Source organism: Citrobacter sp. Cf087 (assembly GCF_030334285.1).
GTDB lineage: Bacteria > Pseudomonadota > Gammaproteobacteria > Enterobacterales > Enterobacteriaceae > Citrobacter > Citrobacter freundii.
Window position 1 is genome coordinate 976,844 of sequence record NZ_JAOWED010000022.1, and the last position, 24,451, is coordinate 1,001,294.

Below are 24,451 nucleotides of genomic sequence, written 5' to 3' on the forward strand. Positions count from 1 at the left end.
AGGAAGAATCATGATCGCTGAACTGTTTATGAATAATGCGTTTAATTTGACGGTAATTCTCAGCTGCTGTGCCGCGCTGGTCCTGATGAGCGTCTGGTATCATCGTGGAGAGCGTCGCTGCAAAGGATTCATATTTCATGCCGCACAATTTTTTGTCTATGCCATTATCATTGGGACGTTTGGCAGCATTGCTAATAACGTTATCGAAAGTTACAGCCTGAAATTTATCTCCCCCAGCGTGGTCGACTTTATCTGCACCTCATTGATTGCGTTAATCCTGACCATCAAACTTTTTCTGGTGATTAATCAGTTTGAAAAGACGCAGATTAATAAAGGCAGAGATATCACCAGCGCGAGGATCCTGTCGCGTATCATCAAAATTACCATCGTGGTTGCCATCATTTTACTGTATGGCGAACACTTCGGTATGAGCTTATCCGGCCTGTTAACCTTTGGCGGCATTGGCGGTATCGCTGTGGGTATGGCGGGGAAAGATATTCTGAGCAACTTCTTCTCAGGTATTATGCTCTATTTCGACAGACCGTTTAGCATCGGCGACTGGATCCGCTCCCCGGACCGCAATATTGAAGGCACAGTGGCCGAAATTGGCTGGCGAATGACTAAAATAAACACCTTCGACCATCGTCCGTTGTATGTGCCAAACTCGATTTTCTCCTCCATCAGCGTAGAAAATCCAGGGCGCATGACCAACCGGCGTATTAAAACGGTGATCGGGTTACGATATGAGGATGCCGATAAAGTCGGTGCTGTTGTCGAGTCGGTCAGAGAAATGCTGCAAAACCATCCAGGAATAGACCAGAAACAAACTCTGTTGGTCTATTTTAATGAATTTGCCGATTCATCGTTGAATATCATGGTGTATTGCTTCACGAAAACCACCGTCTGGAAGGAATGGCTCGCGGTACAGCAAGACGTTTATTTAAAGATTATCACGATAGTCCAGGCAAATGGCGCCGACTTTGCGTTCCCCAGCCAGACGCTGTATATGGATAATCCTGAAGCATCGCCGTCGACACACTAACAAAAAAAGACGCGGAAGTCCGCGTCTTTTTTGTACTTATTTCAATGAGGCAATATCAATTACAAAGCGGTATTTCACATCGCTTTTCAACATCCGCTGCCAGGCATGATTAATATCCTGAATATTGATCACTTCGACATCGGCGGTAATACCATGCTGACCGCAAAAATCGAGCATCTCTTGCGTTTCGGCAATACCGCCAATAACTGAACCCGCCACAGACCTACGTCCAAGGATCAGGGGAACCGTATTCAGAAACGGATCCAACGCACCGAGATAACCAACCAGCACCAGCGTACCGCTTAGTGCCAGGGTTGGGATATACGGGTTCAGGTCATGAACGTAGGGCACAGTATCGATAATCAGATCAAACTGATTCGCTGTCGCTTTCATCTGCTCACTGTCAGTGGAAAGCACAACATGACTGGCACCCAAACGTCTGGCATCAGCTTCTTTGCCCGGTGAACGCGTAAACAGCGTAACTTCCGCGCCCAGTGCATTTGCAAGTTTGTTGAGCGTGAGTCCCGCATCCAGTTGGTATTGCATATTCGACTCTCCAGAGCGGTGGCAACATTGCACCACCGGGGGCTGAAAACAGTAAAATTATAGAGACTCGACGTGTCGGTGATTAGAGAGGAAAAGAAGGACAAACTTATGAGCTGAGCTCATCAATAATAAGCAGCAGGTACTCTTTATTTGCAGGTTACTGATTGATGGCTTACGCCACAATTTCAATCAGGTTACCGTCCGGATCTCGTATCACCGCTTCGTAATAACCATCGCCCGTAGTGCGCGGACCTGAGACTAATATCCCCTGTTTCTGCGCTTGCATTGCAACGGCATCAACATTTTCATTGCCGCCAACAGAAATGGCGAGGTGTACCCATCCGCAACGATTATTGTCAGGTTGCTGCCCGACAAGACCCGGTTTGGTCATTAACTCAATTGCAATATCCTCGCCAATTTTGACAAAATAAGATTCAAACCCAGGGTTGGTTTTACTGCAGTATTTCTCGTTGATCTTACCGTCAAAAAATGAGACCCAGAAGCGAGCTTGCTGCTCGAGATTCTGTGTCCATAACGCCATATGCGCAATTTTCATAGCTTACCTCTTTCCGTTGTATCCAGAATAGTACGGTCCCTGTAAGGGATGTTGACATCGTTAATCATAATGCACGATCATGCACTTTATTGCTCGATGTTTATTTTACCTGGAGTATCTATGCTCGATTACGCCGCATTCCCGGAACAGCGCCAGGCGCTTATCTATCAGATCCTGCAAGAAAACGGCAGAGTCATTTGTTCTGAACTCGCGAACCGATTAGGTGTTTCTGAACATACAATTCGTCGTGACTTGCATGAATTGAGCAAAGATGGCGTGTGCAAGAAGGTCTATGGTGGCGCGGTAATTGCACTCCCTGAATCCGAAGACATTGCCGTGCGCAAGGGTATTAATGTGGCCAAAAAGAGCAACATCGCGCAGCGATGTGCCAGACTGGTCAAATCCGGAAGCTGTATTTTTATCGACACGGGTAGCACCAATCTGGCGATGGCAGAAGCTCTGCCCGCCGAACTGGCGTTAACCGTGGTGACAAATTCACCGGAGATTGCCGCCGTTTTGCTAAAAAAACCGCTGTTTGAGGTCATTATGCTGGGCGGCGCGGTACAGAGATCTTCTGGCGGGTGTGTGGGAGCTTCCGCCATCGCGCAAGTGCAGGACATTTTATTCGATCAGGGATTTATTGGCGGCTGTGCGATGTCGCCTGAATCCGGCTTAACGGGGTTTGATTACGCGGATTGTGAGTTCAAAAAAGCGGTGATCAAACAATGTAATGAAACTATCGTCGCGCTAACCGCTGAAAAAATCCCAGCCGTCGCCCGATATGTCGTTACCGAAAGCAGCAATATTGATGTGATTGTTGTAGAGGACAACATCAGCAAAGAGTACGCCACAGCATTCCAGGCGCACGATATTCGGATTTATACCGTCTAACCGCGGCAGGCTCTCTGAAAACTTACTGTGCTAAACGTCGCTCCTGGCGTCAGCGCGGTGATAGCTGACAGACAATCCAGACGGATTTTTTGCTGATTTTCAGATTGCCCCACTACCAGAAATTCTTCTTTTTCCACGGTGGTACACGTCGTCAACGCTTTAGCATCAAAACATGTGCCATCCGTTAGTTCAATGCGCAACCAATAGTGGTACATGCAGGCGATTTCCAGATAATCATGAAGATCGCAATCTATCGGGTGATACTCTTCGGTCGTGTTCATCGCGTTACCTTCCCCAACGTCTTGTATATTCGGGAAATCGCCAACGCAACTTCCCGAACTATCCAGCTATTTCAACGCTTCAATGGGAGCGCCAAAATTAATATGCAGCACATTGCCGTCAATCACCAGCGCCGGAACAGATTTCACGCCAGCCACTTCAGCCTCGGCAACCCGATCAGGATGCTCTCCCAGATGAACCACATCGATTTCAACATCCGCAGACAAGTGCTGCAGAAGAGCTTGTTCTGCGGAAACACAAACCGGGCAACCTGCATGATAGAAACGAGCTTTAGTCATGATACATCTCCTTTAGATTATAGTGTCGATTCGATACTATAATTTATAGTACGTTGCTTTTATTCTTTGTCAATATAGTTTTCAATCGATACTATATGCCGAGGAGGATTTGTTATGACCGACATGTCACTTTTCGACGTACTTGACCGGCTTTCCAGCCTGACACGGATGTGGTTTCGCCAGCATCCTTTACTGGTGGATCTCCAGCCAGTACAACTTAGTGCGTTAATGTATCTGGCCCGTTGTAACCGTTATTCCAATACGCCGCTTGGCGTGACAGACTACCTTGGTCTCACCAAAGGTACCGTGTCGCAATCGCTGAAGCTGTTGGAAAACAAAGGGTTGATTGTTCGCAAACCGGATGACCGTGATAAACGTAGCGTCCATCTACACTTAAGTGAGTCGGCCAATACCTTATTGGAAGCCCTGCTGCCCCCCACGTTTTTAGTGGAGGGTGAATCGGCAATGGGTGAACGGGCGAGCGTACTCAGAGAGCTGCTGTTAGAACTGTTACGCGGGATCCAGAGGACCAACAATGTGCCTGGCTTTGGTCTTTGCCATAGCTGTCGGTTCCACCAAAAAATTGACGGCCAGGGATTTTGTAATCTGACGAAAGAGAGATTAAGTGAAGAAGACTCGTTGCTGATTTGCCGTGAGCATCAACCGCCGGAAACGTAGAATGGCTGATGCAAAATCACACCAGCCATTATCTCTGTCAGTGCTTAACGATATACATTGTGCGGCTATAGGCCACATCTTCAGGGTTAGTAATCGGATACCCTTTCAGCCACGGTTTAATTAAACGCCCATTAGTGTACTGATAGATCGGCGCAATAGGCGCCTGTTCCATCAGAATTTTCTCCGCAGCGTTATAATCAGCATTCCGCGCTTTTTCTGTATTCTCCAGAGTAGCCTGGGTCAACACTTTATCGTATGCCGGATTATTAAAGCGGGATATATTGCCCGTATGGGTCGATGTTAATAGCGACAAGAACGTAGAAGGTTCATTGTAGTCACCCACCCAGGAGGCACGGATCACATCAAAGTTGCCGGTATTACGACTATCAATATAGGTTTTCCACTCCTGGTTTTGCAGTTTCACGTCAACACCAAGGTTTTTCTTCCACATAGAAGCCACTGCGATAGCAATCTTCTGATGATTTTCTGAGGTGTTGTACAGCAGCGTCAGTTTAAGCGGTTTCTGTGGACCATAGCCCGCCGCACGCAGCAGCGTTTTCGCCTGCGCATTCAATTCTTCCTGACTCATTTGCTCAAACGGTGAAGGTTCCGGCACAAATCCTGCCGTTACATCCGGCGTAAAATGCCATGCAGGCTTCTCACCGGTACCCAGCACCTTCTCCGCCATCAGGCGACGATCGATAGTCATGCTGAGCGCCAGACGCACGCGTGAATCGGCAGTCGGTCCCTTCTGGGTATTAAAGGCATAATAATAAGTACCAAGCTGCGGCGGGGTGTAAACCTGACCCGGGATATCCTTCAACAGTTTCTGGTACATATTTTTCGGGAAGGATTCCGTGATATCAATATCACCAGCAAGATAGCGCTTGGTCGCTGCCGATTCCTGGTTAATTGGCAGGAAGGTAACTTTTTGCAGCACTGTTTTGGCGTTGTCCCAATAATGCGTGTTCGGGACAACTTCCAGCTTTTCGTTCACGACGCGATTTTTTAGCACATAGGCGCCGTTACCAATCAGGTTGCCCGGTTTGGTCCACTCTTTGCCGCTCTCAACGTTGGCTTTTTGTACCGGATAAAATGCAAAACTCGCCGTCAGATTGGCAAACCAGGGCAGCGGTTTATCCAGTTGAACTTTCAATGTCCGTGCATCGACAGCACTAACGCCAAGTTTATCAGGCGTGGCTTTGCCATCGATAATAGCCTGAGCATTATTAATACCCGCCAGCGCAGCAAACCAGGCAAACGGCGACAGCGTTTTTGGATCAACCAGACGCTGCCAGCTGTAGACAAAATCCTGCGCCGTTACGGGCGTACCATCCGCCCATTGTGCATTGTCGCGCAGCGTAAACGTCCAGATGCGGTTATCGTTACTCTTCCACTGGGTAGCGACGCCAGGTACGATCTCACCCTTCTCATTCTGGTTGACCAGCCCTTCAAATAAATCACGAATTACCTGAATCTCAGGGAGCCCGACGGCCTTTGCCGGATCAAGCGACGCCGGTTCGTCTTTTATATGACGCACCAGTTCTTGTTTCTCTGCCAGAACCGTTCCGCTGGGAACATCAGCAGCCCAGGATAAAGAAATGCTGCTAACCAACAACGCACAACAGGTTACTGAAACAGAATGCTGCATAAGATACCCTCGATTCCGGCTACTAAGTGAATGTGTAATTATTTGTATCGCCAGCAGGAAATGCAATTAACTTCCGACAAGAAAGTGATATTACACCTGAAAAGATAAGTGTGTGAAAACGATTTGATTATCCATACATTTTGCACAACACTGCGAGTAACAATCCAAGCATTCAGAGATGACTATGACCGTTACCCGTCCCCGTGCCGAGCGCGGCGCATTCCCACCTGGAACCGAACATTACGGACGTTCATTGTTAGGCGCACCGCTAATCTGGTTTCCTGCACTGGCAGCCGATCGTGAAAGCGGCCTGATACTGGCGGGAACGCACGGCGACGAAAACTCCTCGGTCGTAACCCTTTCCTGCGCATTGCGTACGCTTAACCCTTCCCTGCGTCGCCATCATGTGGTGCTAGCCGTAAACCCTGACGGTTGCCAGCTTGGGCTGCGCGCAAATGCGAACGGCGTCGATCTTAACCGTAACTTTCCCGCCGCAAACTGGAAAGCAGGCGAAACGGTGTATCGCTGGAACAGTAGCGCAGAAGAGCGTGATGTGGTGTTGTTGACCGGCGATCATCCGGGCTCGGAACCAGAAACCCAGGCATTGTGTCAGCTTATTCACCGAATTCATCCCGCCTGGGTAGTCTCTTTTCACGATCCACTGGCCTGTATTGAAGATCCCAGAAGCAGCGAGCTGGGCGCGTGGCTGGCACAATCGTTTGAATTGCCTCTGGTCACCAGTGTAGGTTATGAAACGCCCGGCTCTTTTGGTAGCTGGTGCGCAGACTTAAACTTACACTGTATAACCGCCGAATTTCCGCCCATTTCATCGGATGAAGCGAGCGAAAAATACCTGCTGGCCATGTCCAATCTCCTGCGCTGGCACCCTAGAGATGGAGCTGCCCGGTCGTAAAATGCAGGGCTGGCACCGCATCGGTGGCAAGCCACGTTGGACCATCAAGATCGGCAAAGCTAACCAGTGGCGTAAGGGGTAATGCCGCGCCGATCGCCCGGGAGGTACACAGCATGCAGCCCAGCATCAGCGCAAATCCCTGCTCGCGTGCTTCGGTTGCCAGCGCGAGCGCTTCCGTCAGGCCGCCTGTTTTGTCCAGTTTGATATTGACCATTTCATAGCGTCCGTGCAGCGCTTTCAGACTGCTACGGGTGTGGCAGCTTTCATCTGCGCAGATGGGCAGCGGATGTACAAAATTCTCCAGCGCGGCATCATCCTGCGCCGGCAGCGGCTGCTCCAGCATCGCAACCCCTAAATCAGCCAGCAGCTGACAGCGTGCTGCAAGGCCTTCTGCCCGCCAGGATTCGTTGGCGTCGACAATAATCGTGGCGTCAGGAACAGCTGCACGAATGGCAACCATTCGCTCACTAATCAAGCGAGCATCCAGTTTAACTTTCAGCAATTTCGCGCCATTTTCCCACAGCGCAGCCGCGCTCGCAGCCATTTGTTCCGGCGAGCCAATCACTACGGTTTGCGCCGTAGTCACCACTTCCGCCAGTTCACTTCCCACTAGTTCCGCCAGCGACTGCTGCTGTTGACGCGCGCTTAGATCCCACAACGCGCAATCCACGGCATTACGCGCTGCCCCCGCTGGCAGCTGCTTTTGCAGCTCTTCACGCGTCATTCCGTTTTCCAGTTGTGGCACAATGCTCATAATTTGCGCCAGCACTGAGGCATCGCTTTCACCGTAGCGCGGGTACGGTGTGCACTCGCCTATACCTGTGACGCCGTTTTCTTCCACTTCGACAACCACCACATGCGCTTCGGTCCGGCTCCCACGGGCAATGACAAAGGGAGTGTGCAGCGGCCAGGCTTCCTCATATACCTTAACTGTTCTCATTTGTTTTCCTTAATGCAGTCCCTGAAGCGGATATCCGCAAATAGCGTTTGCCGTGTTAACTGCTGATGGCATAAACTAGCCTCGACGTTAACTATATGTAAACAGGAAGATAACCATGTCACAAACCGTTCATTTCCAGGGCAACCCGGTTGCAGTTGCCGGCTCTATTCCTCAGGCTGGAAGCAAAGCTCAGGCTTTTACCCTTGTGGCTAAAGACCTGTCTGACGTTACGCTGGGCCAGTTCGCAGGCAAGCGCAAAGTGCTGAATATTTTCCCAAGCATCGATACCGGCGTTTGCGCGGCATCGGTACGTAAGTTTAACCAACTGGCGACAGAAATCGACAATACCGTCGTACTGTGCATCTCAGCCGACCTGCCATTCGCCCACTCTCGTTTTTGCGGCGCGGAAGGTCTGAGCAACGTTATCACGCTGTCCACCCTGCGCAACGCAGAATTCCTGAAAAACTACGGTGTTGAAATCGCTGAAGGCCCGCTGAAAGGCCTGGCCGCACGTGCCGTGGTCGTTATTGATGAAAATGATAACGTTGTTTTCAGCCAGCTGGTCAATGAAATCACCAACGAACCAGACTACACCGCTGCGCTGGACGTACTGAAAGCGTAAGCTGCGTCTGCATACAAAAATGCCTCCACATGGAGGCATTTTCATTTACGGCATTACTCTTCGCTTTTTTTCTGCTGGCTCAGTCCATACTCACGCAATTTGTTAGCAATCGCAGTATGCGAAACACCTAGGCGCTTGGCCAGCTTGCGCGTGCTGGGATAATTCATATACAGCTGCGTCAACACGGAGCGTTCAAAGCGGCTGGTGATTTCATCCAGCGACCCTTCCATCACCTCTTCTCCGACAGCAACCGTTGCCGCATCGTAATCCGGCAGCAAAATATCCTGTGGTCGTAGCTCATAGCCTTCTAGCTGGGTCAGCGCCCGGTAGATCGCATTTTTAAGCTGACGCACGTTGCCCGGCCAACCATAACGAGTTAGTACCGTGCTGAGATCTGCGGACAGTTTCGGACGCGGCACGCCCTGCTCGTCGGCAAAACGCGCCACAAACAGTTCGGTAAGCGGCATAATATCTTGTGGGCAATCGCGCAGCGGCGGCAGGTTTAGCGTTAGTACATTCAGACGATAATAGAGGTCTTCACGGAAAAGTCCTTTCTGCACCAGTTCCACAAGGTTCTTTTGCGTTGCGCAAATCACGCGAACATCAACATGAACTTCGTGATCTTCTCCCACACGACGGAACGTGCCGTCATTGAGAAAACGCAGCAATTTGGTCTGCATACGCGGCGACATTTCGCCAATTTCATCTAACAGAACCGAACCGCCATTCGCCTGCTCAAAGAAGCCTTTTTTACCTTCCGGCGCATGGCCAAACAGCTCGCTTTCAACCGCATCTTCAGGAATTGACGCGCAGTTCAGCGCCAGATACGGTTTTGACGCACGCGGACTTGCCAGGTGGCAGGCATGAGCAAAGAGATCTTTGCCGGTGCCGGTATTACCGGTAATCAGCAGCGGCGCGCTCAACGTCGCCAGCTTGCGCGCCTGTTCCACCACGTGTTTCATTTTGGCGCTGACGGCAATAATCTGGCTAAACGCGCTGAGATCCTGCGTAGTCATATTTTGCAGCTGGCGTCCCATTCGGATAGTGGAGCGCAACATCACCACCGCACCGGTCAGCATCTGCTCCTGATTTTCGCCCTGCAAATGGACAGGCGTAATTTCCATCAGGAAATTCTGTCCGTTAATTACGACATGTTCGCTCTGGGAATCCTGCGGATTGCTTTCCAGCCAGCGCTGGAAGTTAAACCCATTGATTAGCTGGGCGGCGGTATGATTGCGCATCCGATCTTGCGTATGCGCGAAAAGCTGACAGCTCGCAGGGTTCGCCATCTCGACTTTGCTTTTCATATCCAGAGAAAGGACCGGTTCTGGCAACGCTTCAAGCAGCGCGCTCAGCGCCAGATGTTCACGTTCGGAAGGCATCCAGGGTACGGTACGCACATCCGTAACCCCTGAAATACGGCGGATTTCAGCCATCAGACTGCTGAAGTTGGTGAACTCCAGCTCCGCAAAATTAAGGTAAATTCGCCCGATGGGGTCAATCTCGATACCGCGTAAATCAATGCTTCTCAGCACCAGTAAATCGAGCAGTTCGCGGGTCAGACCAAGACGGTCTTCACAAAAGACTTCCAAACGCATAGGAACCTTCACCTGGACAAGGGATTATGTGTTAAATGATAAGCCAGTATTTGGTTTGCAGGAAGAACTCTGTCAACAAATATTGACAGCGAGCTGGAAAATTGGGCGCCGGGGCGTAAAGTTAAACGATCGGCGCCTGTTTATAGCTAACTTTCGCGCGGAGATTTATTCTTTTGTAAGGTCTTTTTCACCTGACCAATCAGTTGGCGGCGGAAATCACCCAGCCGAGGCTTATCATCATCAATCCACGGTAGCGGTCGGCATAGTTCCATGGCTTTGATCCCCAGACGCGCCGTTAATAACCCCGCGCCAATGCCCTGAGCTGCACGTGTCGATAAGCGGGCGGCTAAATCCTGCGACATCCAGTCCATCCCTACTTCCCGCACCAGTTCACTGGCCCCGGCAAAAGCGATATTCAACAGCACCAGACGGAACAAACGCAGGCGGCTGTAATAACCCAGCTCAATGCCATACAGCGAAGCAATACGATTAATCAGCCGCAGATTGCGCCAGGCGATAAACGCCATATCCACCAGCGCCAGCGGACTGACGGCAATCATCAGTGTGGATTCTGCCGCTGAACGGCTAATCTCACGCCGGGCTTGCGCATCCAGCACCGGCTGCACCAGATGGGCGTACAGACTAACCACTTCACGATCGTTCTGCGTTTCATGAATTGAGGCATACCAGCGCTGCAATGCCGGATGAGACTGATCGATGCCCGCCTGCTGCGCCAGCTTTTCACAAAATGCACGGCCTTTTCCGGTTCCATGGCTGTGGAGCAGATCTCGCGCTTCATCGCGCTCGTGCGCGCGCTGACGCAATCGCCACAATCTGCGCCATTCGGTCGCCACCGATCCAACACCTGCGCCGATAATCAATGCGCCTGCGGCACATCCTCCCAGCGCGACCCAGTCCTGAGTCTGCCAGGCATTCATAGTCCACTGCACACCCTGAGCGACAACGCTCACGCCAAACAGCGCCAGGCCACCCATCACCATCTTACGCCACAGACTGCGTTTAGGGCGAAGGGCCGCATCAATAACGGCTTCTGCCTGACCTTCGTCTTCCAGTGGTTCATCCACTGTCGCCGGAGAAAAAGTCTGCGCCTCCGTTTCGTTAAACATCTGCTGCGCTTTAAACGCCGCATTTTGTTCCACATCCAGCGGACCTGAGAAATCGATACGCGGTTTTAACGGCTCGCTCATCGCAATTTATCTCCTATCAAAAACTCCAGCGCGGCATCAAGACGGATATGCGGTAAGGGCTTATCGACATCCATCACCTGCGGGCGAAACGCCTCAAACTGAAAGCCCTGGTTGTCCCAAAATGCCTGTCCAGGTAAACGCGCGGGCACTTCCCCCGGATAAACGGTTAGCGGTTCGCCATCGCTCAGACGATTACCACGCAGCGCGGGGATCTTCTCACCCTTCACATCGATCAGGCCGCTGGTGGTTGCCTGCACCGATGCCAGTCCAAGACAATCCATGCTGATGCCTTCGAACGCAGCGTTTTGCCAGGCATCCTGGATCAACTGCTGTAAAAGCGACACCATATTGGCGTGCTGATCGACCGTGACATGGTCAGCTTTGGTGGCGGCAAACAGCAGTTTGTCGATCACCGGAGAAAACAGCCGACGAAACAGCGTGCGCTGTCCATAATGGAAACTTTGCATCAGTTGGGTCAGCGCCAGACGCATGTCGTTAAACGCCTGTGGCCCGCTGTTGAGCGGTTGCAGGCAATCGACCAGCACAATCTGACGATCAAAGCGCAGGAAGTGATTCTTATAAAATCCCTTCACGACTTTTTCACAGTAGTAATTAAACCTGTCGCGCAGCATGCCCGCATTGGTGTGTTTATCTGCCTGCGCCAGCTTCGATTCTCCCCAGGCATCAACGTCCGGCCACGGGAAGAATTGCAACGCAGGCGCGCCCGCCATATCTCCTGGCAGAACAAAACGGCCCGGCTGAATAAAGTGCAGTCCCTGCTGCTTGCATTGATGCAGATACTCCGTCCAGGCAGCAGCAATTTCCGCCAGACGGTTTTCGTCAGCAGGTGCCAGTGGATCCAGCCCGTGGCTTAACTGCCGCCATTTTGCCGACCATTCGCCACGCTGGCCCTGTAATAATCCGGTCATTTGCCGCGACCAGCCCAAATAATCCTGGGCCAGCATCGGTAAATCGAGCAGCCACTCCCCCGGATAATCGACGATTTCCAGGTACAGCGTGGAGGTGTCTTTAAAGTGGCGCAGTAATGAGTCATTAGACTTGTAACGCAGTGCCAGACGAATTTCACTCACACCGCGCGTTGGTGTCGGCCAGGTCGGCGGAGAGCCATACAGCTGCGCCAGTCCTTCATCATAGGTAAAGCGCGGAATACCAAAATCGCGTTGTGGAACCCGTTTCACGCCAAGCAGACGCTCTTCGCGCACGCAACTGAGCAACGGCAAACGCGCACCGGCATGAATATTGAGTAACTGATTAACCATTGCGGTGATAAACGCCGTCTTACCACTCCGGCTAAGTCCGGTGACAGCCAGGCGCAAATGCCGGTCTACGCCACGATTAACCAGCGAATTGAATTCATTTTTAAGTCGCTTCATCGCCATCCCGTTTTGCTGAAGGAACCGAAGAAATTATAACAAACAGGAAGTAAAGATAGGGGTCAATTCTTACTTATCAACTACCTGAGCTGTATCAGGCGGCATTATTCTTACCGCCTGTAGCAGAATGAATGTGGGCGGTTTATTTATTCTCTACTTTAGGAAGCGCTATCTGATTGATGCCACCTTCGTTGGTCACCTGCGTGTAGCCCATTTCAGTCAGCATATCTTTCGCCTGCCCTGATTGACGCCCGGAGTTGCAATAGAGCTTCACGGTATCGTTCTTATCTGGAACTTCAGTTACGATACGCGCCTTGATCTCTTTTAACGGGATGTTGACAGCCCCTTGAATATGCTGCTGTTGGTACTGTTCAGGAACGCGAACATCAATCCAGTGCTCGGCAGCATAAACCGGCATGCCAATAACCAGTGCCAACGCTAATACGCTTTTCTTCAACATAATATCTTCCTGACTGATAGTTGGATTTAACCCTTACACTATACGCCAGTTCTTAAGAAAATATTGCGACCGCATTATCACCGTCCGCACCCGTGGACGATTGTTCCTCAGCACGCACATAGTGCGGTTAGCCTTTTGATTTTCCAACTCGCATTCCGAGATTGTTGTCATTCGCCACTTAACTCCATAATATGTCCGCCATTGACTCTCGGACGGAGCTTGGGATCTATGTCTCCTACCATTTATGATATTGCACGAGCCGCTGGTGTATCAAAATCCACGGTATCGCGCGTGCTTAATAAGCAAACCAACATCTCGCCGGAGGCGCTTGAAAAGGTGCTGCGCGCAATTGATGAGTTACAGTATCAGCCTAATAAACTAGCTCGCGCGCTTACCTCTTCCGGATTTGATGCAATAATGGTGATATCTACCCGTTCTGCAAAAACAACTGCCGGTAATCCGTTTTTCTCTGAAGTATTGCATGCAATTACTGCCAAGGCTGAAGAAGTCGGTTTTGATGTCATATTGCAGACGTCGCGAAGCACCGAAGATGATTTACAAAAATGTGAGAGCAAAATTAAGCAGAAGTTGATCAAAGGGATCATTATGCTGAGCTCTCCTGCCGATGAATCATTTTTTGCTCGGTTGGATAAATACAACGTCCCGGTTGTGGTTATCGGGAAGGTTGAAGGTGACTACACTAATGTCTATTCTGTAGACACCGATAATTATCGCGACAGTATTACGCTGACAAATGCGCTGATTGAGAGCGGCCACCGTAATATAGCCTGTTTGCATGCACCGCTTGACGTTCATGTTTCTATCGATCGCGTTAACGGTTATAAAGCCAGCCTTCAGGCACATAACATTAAAATGCGTGATGAGTGGGTTATTGACGGGGGGTATACTCATGAAACCGCCCTACTTGCTTCTCGAAAATTACTGAGTCAGCAGTCGTTACCCGATGCCGTATTTGCGACAGACAGCTTAAAGTTAATGAGTTTATATCGCGTAGCGGCCGAGAAAAACATTTCCATCCCAAAACAACTTGCCGTCGTAGGCTATAGTAATGAGCTACTTTCTTTTATGCTCACACCAGTTCCTGGTGGAATTGATGTACCTACTCAGCAATTGGGTGAACAAAGTTGTAATTTATTATTTAATCTGATTGCAGGTGAAAAAGGATTACAGAATATCACGGTGAGCACGCAAATATCGTTGGCGGACTCACTGGTGTAAAAACAGGGGCATAATAATGTTTCATTTTTACCTTTGTGGTAGCGGTCCCATGAACCAAGAGACTACTCTGCGGAAAATAAGCTGTCAATTAGCAGAGGTGGTCTGGAGGGGGGTAAAAAAGAATTTTGGCAGCCAAAAAATCGTATTTGTGAGCTGCCGCAAATTAACTGAGGGAATGTTGATTAATTGTTGCTTGCTTTTACTAATTCAAATATCAGGTTCGATTACCGGAATATCGTTTCGACAATTTTGCCGCGGCCCGACTCAACACCGGTTCCAGAACCAACGCCAGCAGCATTTTTAGCGGGCGTCGGGCGACGGATTTCACCGCCCACCCTGCTACTCCCGCCGGGCCGTAGCGAAGCGCCGTTAAAAGCACCAGCTTACCTGCTATTTTAAAGCCCGGCTTAACCCTTTGCCCGGCACGTTGCCAGCGATTGTTCATTTCTAACCTCACAATTGGCGGAAACGACTACGTAAGGAAAAAGTATCGGACGTCACATAACGTTCCATTTCACGCAAACGCTTTTCACCAGCCGCCAGCTCGCGATCGACGGCATCCAACAGCTCACCGCTTGAAGGCTGCTGCTCGCCGGAAACCACATTATCCGGCATCGGATCCAACACAAATGTCAGCACGATATAGGCGACGAAGGTGAAAAAGGCCAGACCAAAAAAGACTGACAGCACCACCAGGATCCGTACCAGCTTCACAGGCACATCGAGATAATGCGCAATACCCGCACAAACCCCCTTCACCATGCCCTGCTGCGGAATACGCCACAGTTTTTTGTTCAGATTAACGCCTCCCATTAGCGGTCCCTCCAGTTTGGATGTTCAGCATCAAGGATGTCTTCCAGCGCCTGAATGCGCTCGCGCATCCGCTGTGCGTCATCGTTGAGTTCGACCAGACGTTGCTGTTCACTTTGCGACAGTTCGCCACGACTGGAACGGTTGCTGTAATGCAGCCAGAGCCAAATCGGTAAAACAAACAACACAAAGATAGTTAACGGGATAGCCAGAAATAGCGCGCTCATGAGTACTCCTTACAGGTGATGAGCGGCGGCGCGTTCGGGCGCCGCCAGATGTTATTATTGCTTGTCTTGCTGCATTTTGGCTTTAAGTTGCGCCAGCTGCTCGCTGATTTCATCATCTGCTTTCAGGTCAGCAAATTGCTGATCCAGGGACTTCTGTTTACCGAAATTATGGCTTTCAGCCTCAGCTTCCATCTGATCGATACGACGCTCGAAAGATTCAAAGCGCGCCATCGCTTCATCAAGTTTACCGCTGTCCAGTTGACGACGAACATCACGTGAAGAACTCGCTGCCTGATGACGTAACATCAGTGCCTGCTGACGAGCACGGGTTTCACTGAGTTTATTTTCCAGCTCACCAATCTCTTTTTTCATACGCGCCAGCGTATCGTCGACCAGCGTGACTTCATGCTCCAGAGAGGCAATCAGGTCAGTCAATTTCTGTTTTTCGATTAACGCAGAACGCGCCAAATCTTCTTTCTCTTTGCGCAGCGCCAGCTCAGCTTTTTCTTGCCACTCTGCCTGTTGCGCGCTGGCCTGTTCGATACGACGAGATAATTGTTTCTTTTCTGCCAGAGCGCGTGCGGAGTTTGAACGCACCTCAACCAGCGTATCTTCCATTTCCTGGATCATTAACCGCACCAGCTTCTGCGGATCTTCAGCCTTTTCCAGCAACGCATTAATGTTGGCGTTCACGATGTCGGCAAAACGAGAAAAAATACCCATAATGTAATCCTCACTTACTGTTCTGATATCGGGCTATGCCCTGCTGATTTCGTAATGCACTTGGCGTGCCAACTTTTTATCTAATTGATTTTAATAATTATATCTAATTTTACCTGGCGAGAGAATTAGGGTAAATTGGTGAATAACACTAACAAATGGTGAATTTCATCATGGCAGGATACAAAGATAATCTTCTGGGTGAAGCAAACAGCTTTATTGAAGTGCTGGAGCAGGTTTCTCATCTGGCGCCGCTGGATAAGCCTGTCCTGGTTATCGGTGAGCGAGGTACTGGGAAAGAGCTTATTGCCAACCGCCTGCACTATCTCTCCACCCGTTGGCAAGGCCCGTTTATTTCACTTAACTGCGCAGCGCTCAACGAGAACTTGCTTGATTCCGAACTGTTTGGTCACGAAGCAGGTGCCTTTACCGGCGCTCAAAAACGCCATCCTGGACGCTTCGAACGCGCCGACGGCGGTACGCTGTTTCTCGATGAACTGGCAACCGCCCCGATGTTGGTGCAGGAAAAATTACTGCGCGTTATTGAATATGGAGAGCTGGAACGTGTTGGCGGCAGCCAGCCGTTGCAGGTTAACGTACGACTTGTTTGTGCAACCAATGCCGACTTACCTAGCATGGTCAACGAAGGCACTTTTCGCGCGGACCTGCTGGATCGTCTGGCCTTTGACGTAGTGCAACTCCCACCGTTACGCGAACGCCAAAGCGACATAATGTTAATGGCCGAGCATTTTGCCATTCAGATGTGCCGCGAGATCGGGTTACCACTGTTTCCAGGGTTTAGTGCCGAAGCCAGAGAAACGCTCCTCCACTACCGTTGGCCGGGCAATATTCGTGAACTGAAAAACGTCGTGGAGCGATCCGTTTATCGACATGGGACCAGTGATTACCCGCTGGATGAGATAATCATTGATCCCTTCCGCCGTCATGTCGTGGAATCTCAGGTGCAGGAAGCAAAACCAACATCTGCAGCATTACCGCTGGATCTGCGTGAATTCCAGCAGCAACAAGAGAAAGACTTTCTACAAACCAGCTTACTGCTGGCTAAATTTAACCAGAAAAAAGCCGCTGAATTACTGGGTCTGACTTATCATCAGCTACGAGCCTTGCTGAAGAAGCACCAGATCTAGCACGCATTCGCAAGTGTCATACTGGCGGGTTTGACGCATAACCTCATCTAAGCTACGCCAATTTTTCGAAAGTCGTGTTGGAAAAGTGTGAGCTGCGGGAGAACCGCTGGATGGGGACTCAGGTACTGGGTGCGACATTCAGTGGCTCAGATCTCTCCGGCGGCGAGTTTTCTACTTTCGACTGGCAAGCAGCAAACTTCGCACATTGCGATCTGACCAATTCGGAGTTAGGTGACTTAGATATTCGGGGTGTTGATTTACAAGGCGTTAAGTTAGGCAACTACCAGGCATCGTTGCTCATGGAGCGGCTTGGTATCGCTGTGATTGGTTAGCCCAGCGTTTACACCGGGAGATGCGTTTGACGATTTACTTTTAACCAGTACGACTCCTGGCAAGCATTGTGAAACGTTTTCTCCAGTGGACGAATATCCTGACCTGCCGCATCAACGACATGCCATCTAATGCTGCATTCTGGACAGGCATTTGATGAATATTTAACCAATTCATTTTCGCGAGAACAACGAATAACCACTCCCGAATCATGAAGCCATGTCTTATTTATAATCTCAACTTCAGCCATGTCATCCCGTTTACTGACATCCTCAATACAAATAACATTTATGCCTATTTTTATAGCATTGACATAATCCGCTAAGTTGCTCATTTATTAAATATTCCCGTTGATTCGTACACTAACGCATTGTAATCGCTTACGCATTTTGTCACAGCGAGGAAACCGTAACAAATTACGCCAACTGTCCACATCCTGCACCGCGTTTATAGCAAGTCAGATGGGGCATGAAAATGCTAAGATAGTTAACAGAGTAGATTCAAAGTGGATAGCAGGTATGAATTTTGACCATGACGCGGTGTTGAACTCGCGCTTATCGAACCTGTTGCTCCCAAAAACAAACGGTAATGGCAAATGTCATTAAGTATTAGTAAGATAGCCTCTTTATATAATCCATTAAAATTATGCGCCTGGTTTTATCATCTCTGATCGTGATGGCTGGATTTCTGAGTGGTCAGGCTGCTGCTGCGCCTGAGCAAGCTTCGCACGCTGATATCCGTGACAGTGGGTTTGTCTATTGCGTCAGCGGGCAGGTCAATACGTTCAACCCGCAAAAAACGAGCAGTGGTCTCATCGTCGACACGTTAGCGGCCCAATTGTATGACCGACTGCTTGATGTAGATCCCTACACCTATCGACTAGTGCCTGAGCTGGCTGAAAGCTGGGAGGTGCTGGATAACGGCGCAACCTACCGCTTCCATCTGCGTCGTGACGTACAGTTTCAAAAGACCGCCTGGTTCACTCCCACCCGCAAACTGAATGCAGACGATGTGGTGTTTACCTTCGAGCGCATCTTTGATCGCCACCATCCATGGCACAATGTGAACGGCAGCAATTTCCCCTACTTCGACAGCCTGCAGTTCGCCGATAACGTCCAAAGTGTGCGCAAACTGGACAACAACACCGTTGAATTCCGCTTAACTCAACCTGATGCCTCCTTTATGTGGCATCTTGCCACACACTATGCCTCCGTAATGTCGGCGGAATATGCGGCTAACCTGGCAAAACAGGATCGTCAGGAACTGCTCGACAGACAACCTGTCGGCACAGGACCGTACCAACTTTCGGAGAATCGTGCCGGCCAATATATTCGGTTGCAGCGGCATGAAAAATTCTGGCGTGGCACTCCTCTGATGCCGCAGGTGGTAGTGGACCTCGGTTCTGGCGGAACCGGACGGTTATCAAAGTTACTGACCGGCGAATGTGACGTTTTAGCCTGGCCTGCCGCCAGCCAGCTCAGCATATTGCGTGATGACCCTCGCCTGCGTCTGACGCTGCGCCCGGGGATGAACATTGCCTACCTGGCGTTCAACACCAATAAACCGCCGTTGAATAACCCTGCCGTGCGGCATGCGCTGGCGCTAGCGATCAACAACCAACGGTTAATGCAGTCTATCTACTACGGGACGGCAGAAACCGCAGCATCTATTTTGCCTCGCGCCTCGTGGGCTTATGATAACGAAGCTAAAATTACAGAGTACAACCCGGCAAAATCGCGCGAGCAGCTAAAAGCGCTGGGGCTGGAGAATCTGACGTTACAACTTTGGGTTCCTACCAGCTCTCAGGCCTGGAACCCCAGTCCGCTGAAAACCGCAGAGCTGATTCAGGCAGATATGGCTCAGGTGGGTGTGAAAGTGAAGATCATCCCGGTAGAAGGCCGTTTTCAGGAGGCAAGATTAATGGATATGAACCATGATCTGACGTTATCCGGCTGGGCGACGGACAGTAACGATCCTGACAGTTTTTTCCGGCCGTTGCTCAGCTGTGCCGCCATCAATTCGCAGACCAACTTTGCCCACTGGTGTAATCCGCAGTTTGACAGCATTCTGCGCAAAGCCCTCTCTTCGCAGCAGCTTTCATCGCGAATTGACGCCTATGACGAAGCGCAAAATATTCTTGCGCAAGAGTTACCGATCCTGCCGCTGGCCTCTTCACTGCGTCTACAGGCTTACCGCTACGACATCAAAGGGCTGGTGCTCAGTCCGTTCGGCAATTCCTCTTTTGCCGGGGTGTCCCGGGAAAAGAAAGATGAGGTGAAAAAACCATGATTATCTTCACCCTGCGTCGATTTTTGTTGCTGCTGGTCACCCTGTTCTTTCTGACCTTTATTGGATTCAGCCTGAGCTACTTCACACCTCATGCGCCGTTACAGGGCGCATCGTTGTGGAACGCTTGGGTATTCTGGTTCAATGGTCTCATTCACTGGGATTTCGGCGTATCCAGTATCAATGGTCAGTTGATCTCAGAACAGCTGAAAGAGGTGTTCCCGGCCACAATGGAACTGTGCATTCTTGCCTTTGGTTTTGCACTAATGGTCGGGATCCCCGTTGGTATGCTGGCAGGCATCACGCGCAACAAATGGCAGGATCGTTGCATCAGCGCATTGGCTCTGATGGGGTTTTCTATCCCCGTTTTTTGGCTGGCTCTGCTGCTGACATTGCTCTTCTCACTGACCCTCGGCTGGTTACCCGTTTCCGGGCGTTTTGATCTTCTCTACGAGGTGAAACCCGTTACCGGTTTTGCCATTATTGATGCGTGGATCTCCGACTCACCCTGGCGCGATGAAATGCTGGTCAGCGCTATCCGTCATATGGTGCTCCCGGTGCTAACGCTCTCCGTTGCGCCCACCACCGAAGTCATCCGCCTGATGCGTATCAGCACCATTGAGGTCTTTGATCAGAACTACGTCAAGGCGGCGGCCACACGCGGTTTGTCACGCTTAACGATTCTGCGCCGTCACGTTCTGCACAACGCCCTCCCGCCGGTGATCCCACGCCTGGGCTTACAGTTTTCCACCATGCTGACGCTGGCGATGATCACCGAGATGGTCTTTAGCTGGCCTGGTCTTGGCCGTTGGTTGATTAACGCGATTCGCCAGCAGGATTACGCGGCGATTTCAGCGGGCGTTATGGTGATTGGCTCACTGGTTATCATCGTCAACGTTATCTCTGATATTTTGGGTGCTATGGCTAACCCTCTGAAACATAAGGAATGGTATGCCTTACGATAGCGTCTATAGCGAAAAACGCCCGCCAGGTACGTTGCGCACCGCATGGCGCAATTTCTATGGTGATGCAACTGCGATGATCGGCCTGTACGGCTGCGCGGGATTGGCTGTTTTGTGTATTTTTGGTGGTTGGTTTGCCCCTTACGGCATCGATCAGCAATTTCTCGGCTATCAGCTTTTACCGCCGTCATGGTCACGCTATGGCGAAGTCTCTTTCTTCCTCGGAACTGACGATCTGGGACGAGACGTTTTAAGTCGTCTGCTCAGCGGCGCGGCCCCGACCGTTGGAGGCGCGTTTGTCGTCACTCTTGCCGCCACACTGTGTGGCCTTGTATTGGGCGTAGTTGCCGGTGCGACGCACGGCTTGCGCTCCGCTGTGCTGAACCACATTCTGGACACCCTGCTGTCAATCCCTTCTCTGCTGCTGGCGATTATTGTGGTGGCCTTTGCCGGACCGCATCTGACACACGCCATGTTTGCGGTCTGGCTGGCGTTGCTGCCGCGCATGGTGCGCTCCGTTTACAGCATGGTGCATGACGAGCTGGAGAAAGAATACGTCATTGCCGCTCGCCTGGATGGTGCAACCACACTGAATATTCTGTGGTTTGCCGTTCTGCCCAATATTACCGCCGGTCTGATTACTGAAATCACCCGCGCACTGTCGATGGCGATTCTGGATATCGCCGCGCTGGGTTTTCTCGACCTTGGTGCACAGCTGCCATCCCCGGAATGGGGGGCCATGCTCGGTGACGCGCTGGAGCTGATTTATGTCGCACCGTGGACGGTCATGCTGCCAGGCGCAGCGATTATGATAAGCGTGCTGCTGGTTAACCTACTGGGTGACGGCGTGCGCCGCGCAATTATTGCGGGGGTGGAATAATGCCATTACTGGATATCCGCAACCTGACGATTGAATTCAGAACCGGTGACGACTGGGTTAAGGCAGTTGATCGCGTCAGCATGACCCTCAACGAGGGTGAAATCCGCGGGCTGGTCGGCGAGTCTGGTTCCGGCAAAAGTCTGATCGCTAAGGCCATTTGCGGCGTCGCTAAAGATAACTGGCGCGTAACCGCAGACCGTATGCGTTTTGATGATATCGATCTGCTACGTCTTTCCGCGCGTGAACGACGCAAACTGGTCGGCCATAACGTCTCCATGATTTTTCAGGAGCCACAGTCATGTCTCGATCCGTCCGAGCGGATCGGACGGCAGCTAATGCAAAATATTCCCGCCTGGACTTACAAGGGCCGCTGGTGGCAGCGCATTGGCTGGCGCAAACGCCGTGCGATTGAACTCTTACACCGCGTCGGGATAAAAGACCATAAAGATGCCATGCGCAGCTTCCCATATGAGCTAACCGACGGCGAATGCCAGAAGGTCATGATCGCTATCGCATTGGCGAATCAGCCGCGCTTGCTGATTGCCGATGAACCGACGAACGCGATGGAGCCAACCACCCAGGCGCAAATTTTCCGTCTGCTAACCCGTCTGAATCAAAACAGCAATACCACCATTTTGTTGATAAGCCATGACCTGCAAATGCTCAGCCAGTGGGCTGACAAAATCAACGTGATGTACTGCGGACAAACGGTGGAAACCGCGCCAAGTAAAGATTTGGTGACCATTCCGCATCATCCTTATACTCAAGCGTTGATTCGCGCTATTCCTGATTTTGGTAGCGCAATGCCGCACAAAAGCCGCCTGAATACCATGCCAGGAGCAATTCCATTGCTGGAACAATTACCCATCGGCTGTCGTCTGGGGCCGCGCTGCCCTTATGCACAACGCGAATGTATTGAAACCCCAAGACTGACCGGAGCAAAGAATCATCTCTACGCCTGTCATTTCCCGCTGAACATGGAGAGAGAGTGAGATGGTAGAAACCCTGCTCGAAGTTCGTAACCTGAGCAAAACCTTTCGCTACCGGACAGGTTTATTTCGCCGCCAGACCGTGGAGGCCGTCAAGCCCCTGAGTTTCACCCTGCGCGAACGTCAGACGCTCGCCGTCATTGGTGAAAACGGTTCAGGGAAATCTACGCTGGCAAAAATGTTGGCGGGTATGATTGAACCTACCAGCGGTGAGCTGCTGATTGACGATCATCCGTTAAAATATGGTGATTATTCATTTCGTAGTCAGCGGATCCGTATGATTTTCCAGGATCCGTCAACATCGCTTAATCCTCGGCAACGTATCTCGCAGATCCTCGATTTTCCGCTACGTCTGAATACCGACCTCGAGCCTGAGCAGCGTCGTAAACAGATCGTGGAGACCATGCGCATGGTCGGACTGCTGCCCGATCACGTAAGCTATTACCCGCATATGTTAGCGCCGGGACAAAAACAGCGTCTGGGCCTTGCCCGTGCGCTCATTTTACGACCCAAAGTCATTATCGCCGACGAAGCCCTGGCTTCTCTGGACATGTCGATGCGTTCGCAGCTCATCAATCTGATGCTGGAATTACAGGAAAAACAAGGGATTTCATATATCTATGTGACTCAGCATATTGGCATGATGAAGCACATCAGCGACCAGGTATTAGTCATGCATCAGGGCGAAGTTGTTGAGCGCGGCAGTACAGCGGACGTTCTGGCCTCCCCGTTGCATGAACTTACCCGTCGCCTGATTGCAGGTCATTTCGGCGAAGCGCTTACCGCCGACGCCTGGCGGAAAGATCGCTAACAAACGACTGCCCCCTCAACCGGGGGGCATTCTGCCATCAGTGACACAACGTAGGTAAGAGCAGCGTATCAACTTCGGTAAACGTGACTGACGGATAAAGGGCACCCTGCATTGCCCAGACACCTGCAGCACTGGCCTCGTCGACAAGTTGTGCTGTTTCGACTCCCTTCACTACAACACGGTCGCAATATTCCCTGATATTTTTGATCAGCACCGGGAACATCGGTTTTTCTACCTGTTCCAGGAAAAAACCGCGATCCAGTTTAACAACGTCAAAATGACCGCAAACCAGCGGGCTGGCCCCTACGCTGCCGGAGCCAAGATCGCCTAACCACAATGCGTTTGGGCCGTCGCGAAGTGAATTAATCAACAGACTATTCAGGCACACGGTATTCGTCAGAAAACGTTCTGAAAGTTCCAGTGCAATAAATGGTAGTGCCTGTAAGGCCGACTTGATGGCTGGATCACCAATCGCCAGCAGCGCCATTTCGTCAATGAGTTTCAGGGTACAAATAAGGCTGTTGCGCTCAAACCAGTCACGCTTTTCGGCAATTAATCGAATTTGCTCGAGCATGAAATTACGCTTTTGTTCGCTATCCCACGCTGAAATGATGAAATCTGGATGCAACGGTTGAACCGTATCTGAAGTAAACCGGGCGTTCATCTCTACGCCCAGTAATTTATCTGTTGTGTCTCTCATCGTTTCCGCGATGAAATGATAGTGCATAAGACCACTCCAATTGATCATAACATCCTGATAATGCACTTCTAATCACAATCAATCAATAATATCGATCAATGTATCGATATTGATCGATAAAAACAATATATCATAACAAGCTGAATATTGTCATATTTTTTGTTTTAAGAAATTTCCTACCTTGCTATGTTTATTAACATCAGCTAGCAATGAAATAATACCATTTCAATGCCTTTGAAACCTTGCATTTTCTCTGCTTCACCGACGTTAAA

28 protein-coding genes and 1 pseudogene are annotated in these 24,451 nt (G+C 50.6%); 13 read left to right on the forward strand and 16 right to left on the reverse strand.

Features of this window, described 5'->3' with window-relative positions; genetic code table 11:
• Nucleotides 1-10: 10 nt before the first annotated feature.
• Nucleotides 11-1,042 (forward strand): mechanosensitive ion channel family protein, encoded by a 1,032-nt coding sequence (locus OGV57_RS06755; RefSeq protein WP_003843943.1) that lies wholly within the window; start codon nt 11-13, stop codon nt 1,040-1,042.
• A gap of 36 nt (nt 1,043-1,078) precedes the next feature.
• Here the strand turns inward: OGV57_RS06755 and OGV57_RS06760 are convergent, their stop codons facing one another.
• Nucleotides 1,079-1,588 carry a zinc-binding dehydrogenase gene (locus OGV57_RS06760; RefSeq protein ID WP_003843945.1) on the reverse strand — a complete coding sequence of 170 codons (510 nt, stop codon included), beginning with the start codon at nt 1,586-1,588 and terminating at the stop codon, nt 1,079-1,081.
• A 172-nt stretch (nt 1,589-1,760) separates the two neighbouring features.
• Nucleotides 1,761-2,144 (reverse strand): VOC family protein, encoded by a 384-nt coding sequence (locus tag OGV57_RS06765; RefSeq protein ID WP_003843946.1) that lies wholly within the window; start codon nt 2,142-2,144, stop codon nt 1,761-1,763.
• 120 nt (nt 2,145-2,264) lie between these two features.
• On the opposite strand from OGV57_RS06765, the gene OGV57_RS06770 reads away from it, so the two are divergent.
• The gene (locus tag OGV57_RS06770) at nt 2,265-3,035 is read left to right on the forward strand and encodes a DeoR/GlpR family DNA-binding transcription regulator (RefSeq protein ID WP_003843948.1); all 771 of its coding nucleotides are present in this window, start codon (nt 2,265-2,267) and stop codon (nt 3,033-3,035) included.
• On the opposite strand, the gene OGV57_RS06775 is transcribed toward OGV57_RS06770, so the two are convergent.
• Nucleotides 3,032-3,316 (reverse strand): Rho-binding antiterminator, encoded by a 285-nt coding sequence (locus tag OGV57_RS06775; protein ID WP_003843950.1) that lies wholly within the window; start codon nt 3,314-3,316, stop codon nt 3,032-3,034. The two genes, OGV57_RS06770 and OGV57_RS06775, sit on opposite strands and share 4 nt — an antisense overlap.
• Before the next feature lie 66 nt (nt 3,317-3,382).
• Nucleotides 3,383-3,613, reverse strand: a complete 231-nt coding sequence (locus OGV57_RS06780) for a glutaredoxin family protein (protein WP_003843952.1) — start codon at nt 3,611-3,613, stop codon at nt 3,383-3,385.
• Nucleotides 3,614-3,727: 114 nt separating this feature from the next.
• On the opposite strand from OGV57_RS06780, the gene OGV57_RS06785 reads away from it, so the two are divergent.
• Nucleotides 3,728-4,291: a MarR family winged helix-turn-helix transcriptional regulator gene (locus tag OGV57_RS06785; protein ID WP_003840791.1), complete on the forward strand. Its 564-nt coding sequence runs from the start codon at nt 3,728-3,730 to the stop codon at nt 4,289-4,291.
• Between the two features lie 37 nt (nt 4,292-4,328).
• Here the strand turns inward: OGV57_RS06785 and mppA are convergent, their stop codons facing one another.
• Nucleotides 4,329-5,942 carry a murein tripeptide ABC transporter substrate-binding protein MppA gene (gene mppA, locus OGV57_RS06790; RefSeq protein WP_003840789.1) on the reverse strand — a complete coding sequence of 538 codons (1,614 nt, stop codon included), beginning with the start codon at nt 5,940-5,942 and terminating at the stop codon, nt 4,329-4,331.
• 184 nt (nt 5,943-6,126) lie between these two features.
• On the opposite strand from mppA, the gene mpaA reads away from it, so the two are divergent.
• A complete protein-coding gene (gene mpaA, locus OGV57_RS06795; RefSeq protein ID WP_003020433.1) occupies nt 6,127-6,855 on the forward strand; it encodes a murein tripeptide amidase MpaA in 729 nt (242 codons plus the stop codon).
• Here the strand turns inward: mpaA and ycjG are convergent.
• Nucleotides 6,830-7,795 (reverse strand): L-Ala-D/L-Glu epimerase, encoded by a 966-nt coding sequence (gene ycjG, locus OGV57_RS06800; protein WP_054528423.1) that lies wholly within the window; start codon nt 7,793-7,795, stop codon nt 6,830-6,832. The two genes, mpaA and ycjG, sit on opposite strands and share 26 nt — an antisense overlap.
• A 115-nt stretch (nt 7,796-7,910) precedes the next feature.
• On the opposite strand from ycjG, the gene tpx reads away from it, so the two are divergent.
• Nucleotides 7,911-8,417 carry a thiol peroxidase gene (gene tpx, locus OGV57_RS06805; RefSeq protein ID WP_003020437.1) on the forward strand — a complete coding sequence of 169 codons (507 nt, stop codon included), beginning with the start codon at nt 7,911-7,913 and terminating at the stop codon, nt 8,415-8,417.
• 53 nt (nt 8,418-8,470) lie between these two features.
• Here the strand turns inward: tpx and tyrR are convergent, their stop codons facing one another.
• The 4 genes from tyrR to pspE form a co-directional block, all read right to left on the reverse strand.
• Complete coding sequence (tyrR, locus tag OGV57_RS06810; RefSeq protein ID WP_003020438.1) at nt 8,471-10,015, reverse strand: transcriptional regulator TyrR; 1,545 nt, start codon at nt 10,013-10,015, stop codon at nt 8,471-8,473.
• A gap of 146 nt (nt 10,016-10,161) precedes the next feature.
• A complete protein-coding gene (locus OGV57_RS06815) occupies nt 10,162-11,223 on the reverse strand; it encodes a YcjF family protein (protein WP_054528424.1) in 1,062 nt (353 codons plus the stop codon).
• Nucleotides 11,220-12,617, reverse strand: coding sequence for a YcjX family GTP-binding protein (locus OGV57_RS06820; RefSeq protein ID WP_054528687.1), 1,398 nt, complete (start codon nt 12,615-12,617; stop codon nt 11,220-11,222). Before OGV57_RS06820 ends, OGV57_RS06815 begins: the two co-directional genes overlap by 4 nt.
• 142 nt (nt 12,618-12,759) lie before the next feature.
• Nucleotides 12,760-13,077, reverse strand: coding sequence for a thiosulfate sulfurtransferase PspE (gene pspE, locus OGV57_RS06825; protein WP_003020447.1), 318 nt, complete (start codon nt 13,075-13,077; stop codon nt 12,760-12,762).
• A 228-nt stretch (nt 13,078-13,305) separates the two neighbouring features.
• On the opposite strand from pspE, the gene OGV57_RS06830 reads away from it, so the two are divergent.
• On the forward strand, nt 13,306-14,316 hold the full coding sequence (locus tag OGV57_RS06830; RefSeq protein WP_048217506.1) for a LacI family DNA-binding transcriptional regulator: 1,011 nt from the start codon (nt 13,306-13,308) through the stop codon (nt 14,314-14,316).
• Between the two features lie 214 nt (nt 14,317-14,530).
• Here OGV57_RS06830 and pspD read toward each other — a convergent pair whose 3' ends face one another.
• Genes pspD through pspA form a run of 4 tightly spaced genes read right to left on the reverse strand, consistent with a single transcriptional unit; the run spans nt 14,531 to nt 16,076 of the window.
• A complete protein-coding gene (gene pspD / locus OGV57_RS06835; protein ID WP_003020493.1) occupies nt 14,531-14,761 on the reverse strand; it encodes a phage shock protein PspD in 231 nt (76 codons plus the stop codon).
• Nucleotides 14,762-14,769: 8 nt separating this feature from the next.
• Nucleotides 14,770-15,129, reverse strand: coding sequence for an envelope stress response membrane protein PspC (gene pspC, locus OGV57_RS06840; RefSeq protein WP_054528425.1), 360 nt, complete (start codon nt 15,127-15,129; stop codon nt 14,770-14,772).
• Entirely contained in the window at nt 15,129-15,353 is a 225-nt protein-coding gene (pspB, locus tag OGV57_RS06845) for an envelope stress response membrane protein PspB (RefSeq protein ID WP_003020509.1), read from the reverse strand. Before pspB ends, pspC begins: the two co-directional genes overlap by 1 nt.
• A 54-nt stretch (nt 15,354-15,407) precedes the next feature.
• Nucleotides 15,408-16,076: a phage shock protein PspA gene (pspA, locus tag OGV57_RS06850; RefSeq protein ID WP_003020532.1), complete on the reverse strand. Its 669-nt coding sequence runs from the start codon at nt 16,074-16,076 to the stop codon at nt 15,408-15,410.
• 155 nt (nt 16,077-16,231) lie between these two features.
• Between pspA and pspF the strand changes: the two genes are divergently transcribed.
• Nucleotides 16,232-17,221, forward strand: a complete 990-nt coding sequence (gene pspF, locus OGV57_RS06855) for a phage shock protein operon transcriptional activator (RefSeq protein WP_162778279.1) — start codon at nt 16,232-16,234, stop codon at nt 17,219-17,221.
• Nucleotides 17,222-17,265: 44 nt separating this feature from the next.
• Nucleotides 17,266-17,553, forward strand: a pseudogene (locus OGV57_RS06860) (pentapeptide repeat-containing protein); the annotation flags it as partial.
• Nucleotides 17,554-17,561: 8 nt separating this feature from the next.
• Here OGV57_RS06860 and OGV57_RS06865 read toward each other — a convergent pair.
• Nucleotides 17,562-17,885, reverse strand: coding sequence for a hypothetical protein (locus OGV57_RS06865; protein WP_071684394.1), 324 nt, complete (start codon nt 17,883-17,885; stop codon nt 17,562-17,564).
• Nucleotides 17,886-18,196: 311 nt separating this feature from the next.
• Here OGV57_RS06865 and sapA point away from each other — a divergent pair, with 311 nt between their 5' ends.
• From sapA to sapF, 5 genes are read left to right on the forward strand one after another with little or no spacing between them, the layout of a single operon-like run.
• Nucleotides 18,197-19,840, forward strand: coding sequence for an ABC transporter substrate-binding protein SapA (sapA, locus tag OGV57_RS06870; protein WP_003840735.1), 1,644 nt, complete (start codon nt 18,197-18,199; stop codon nt 19,838-19,840).
• Nucleotides 19,837-20,802 carry a peptide ABC transporter permease SapB gene (sapB, locus tag OGV57_RS06875; protein ID WP_003020545.1) on the forward strand — a complete coding sequence of 322 codons (966 nt, stop codon included), beginning with the start codon at nt 19,837-19,839 and terminating at the stop codon, nt 20,800-20,802. The genes sapA and sapB overlap by 4 nt, the downstream gene beginning before the upstream one ends.
• Complete coding sequence (sapC, locus tag OGV57_RS06880; RefSeq protein WP_003020550.1) at nt 20,789-21,679, forward strand: peptide ABC transporter permease SapC; 891 nt, start codon at nt 20,789-20,791, stop codon at nt 21,677-21,679. Before sapB ends, sapC begins: the two co-directional genes overlap by 14 nt.
• Nucleotides 21,679-22,671, forward strand: coding sequence for a peptide ABC transporter ATP-binding protein SapD (sapD, locus tag OGV57_RS06885; RefSeq protein ID WP_003020556.1), 993 nt, complete (start codon nt 21,679-21,681; stop codon nt 22,669-22,671). The genes sapC and sapD overlap by 1 nt, the downstream gene beginning before the upstream one ends.
• Nucleotide 22,672: 1 nt before the next feature.
• The gene (sapF, locus tag OGV57_RS06890; protein WP_003020558.1) at nt 22,673-23,479 is read left to right on the forward strand and encodes a peptide ABC transporter ATP-binding protein SapF; all 807 of its coding nucleotides are present in this window, start codon (nt 22,673-22,675) and stop codon (nt 23,477-23,479) included.
• Between the two features lie 37 nt (nt 23,480-23,516).
• Here sapF and OGV57_RS06895 read toward each other — a convergent pair whose 3' ends face one another.
• On the reverse strand, nt 23,517-24,206 hold the full coding sequence (locus OGV57_RS06895; protein WP_008322387.1) for an EAL domain-containing protein: 690 nt from the start codon (nt 24,204-24,206) through the stop codon (nt 23,517-23,519).
• Nucleotides 24,207-24,451: the final 245 nt, after the last annotated feature.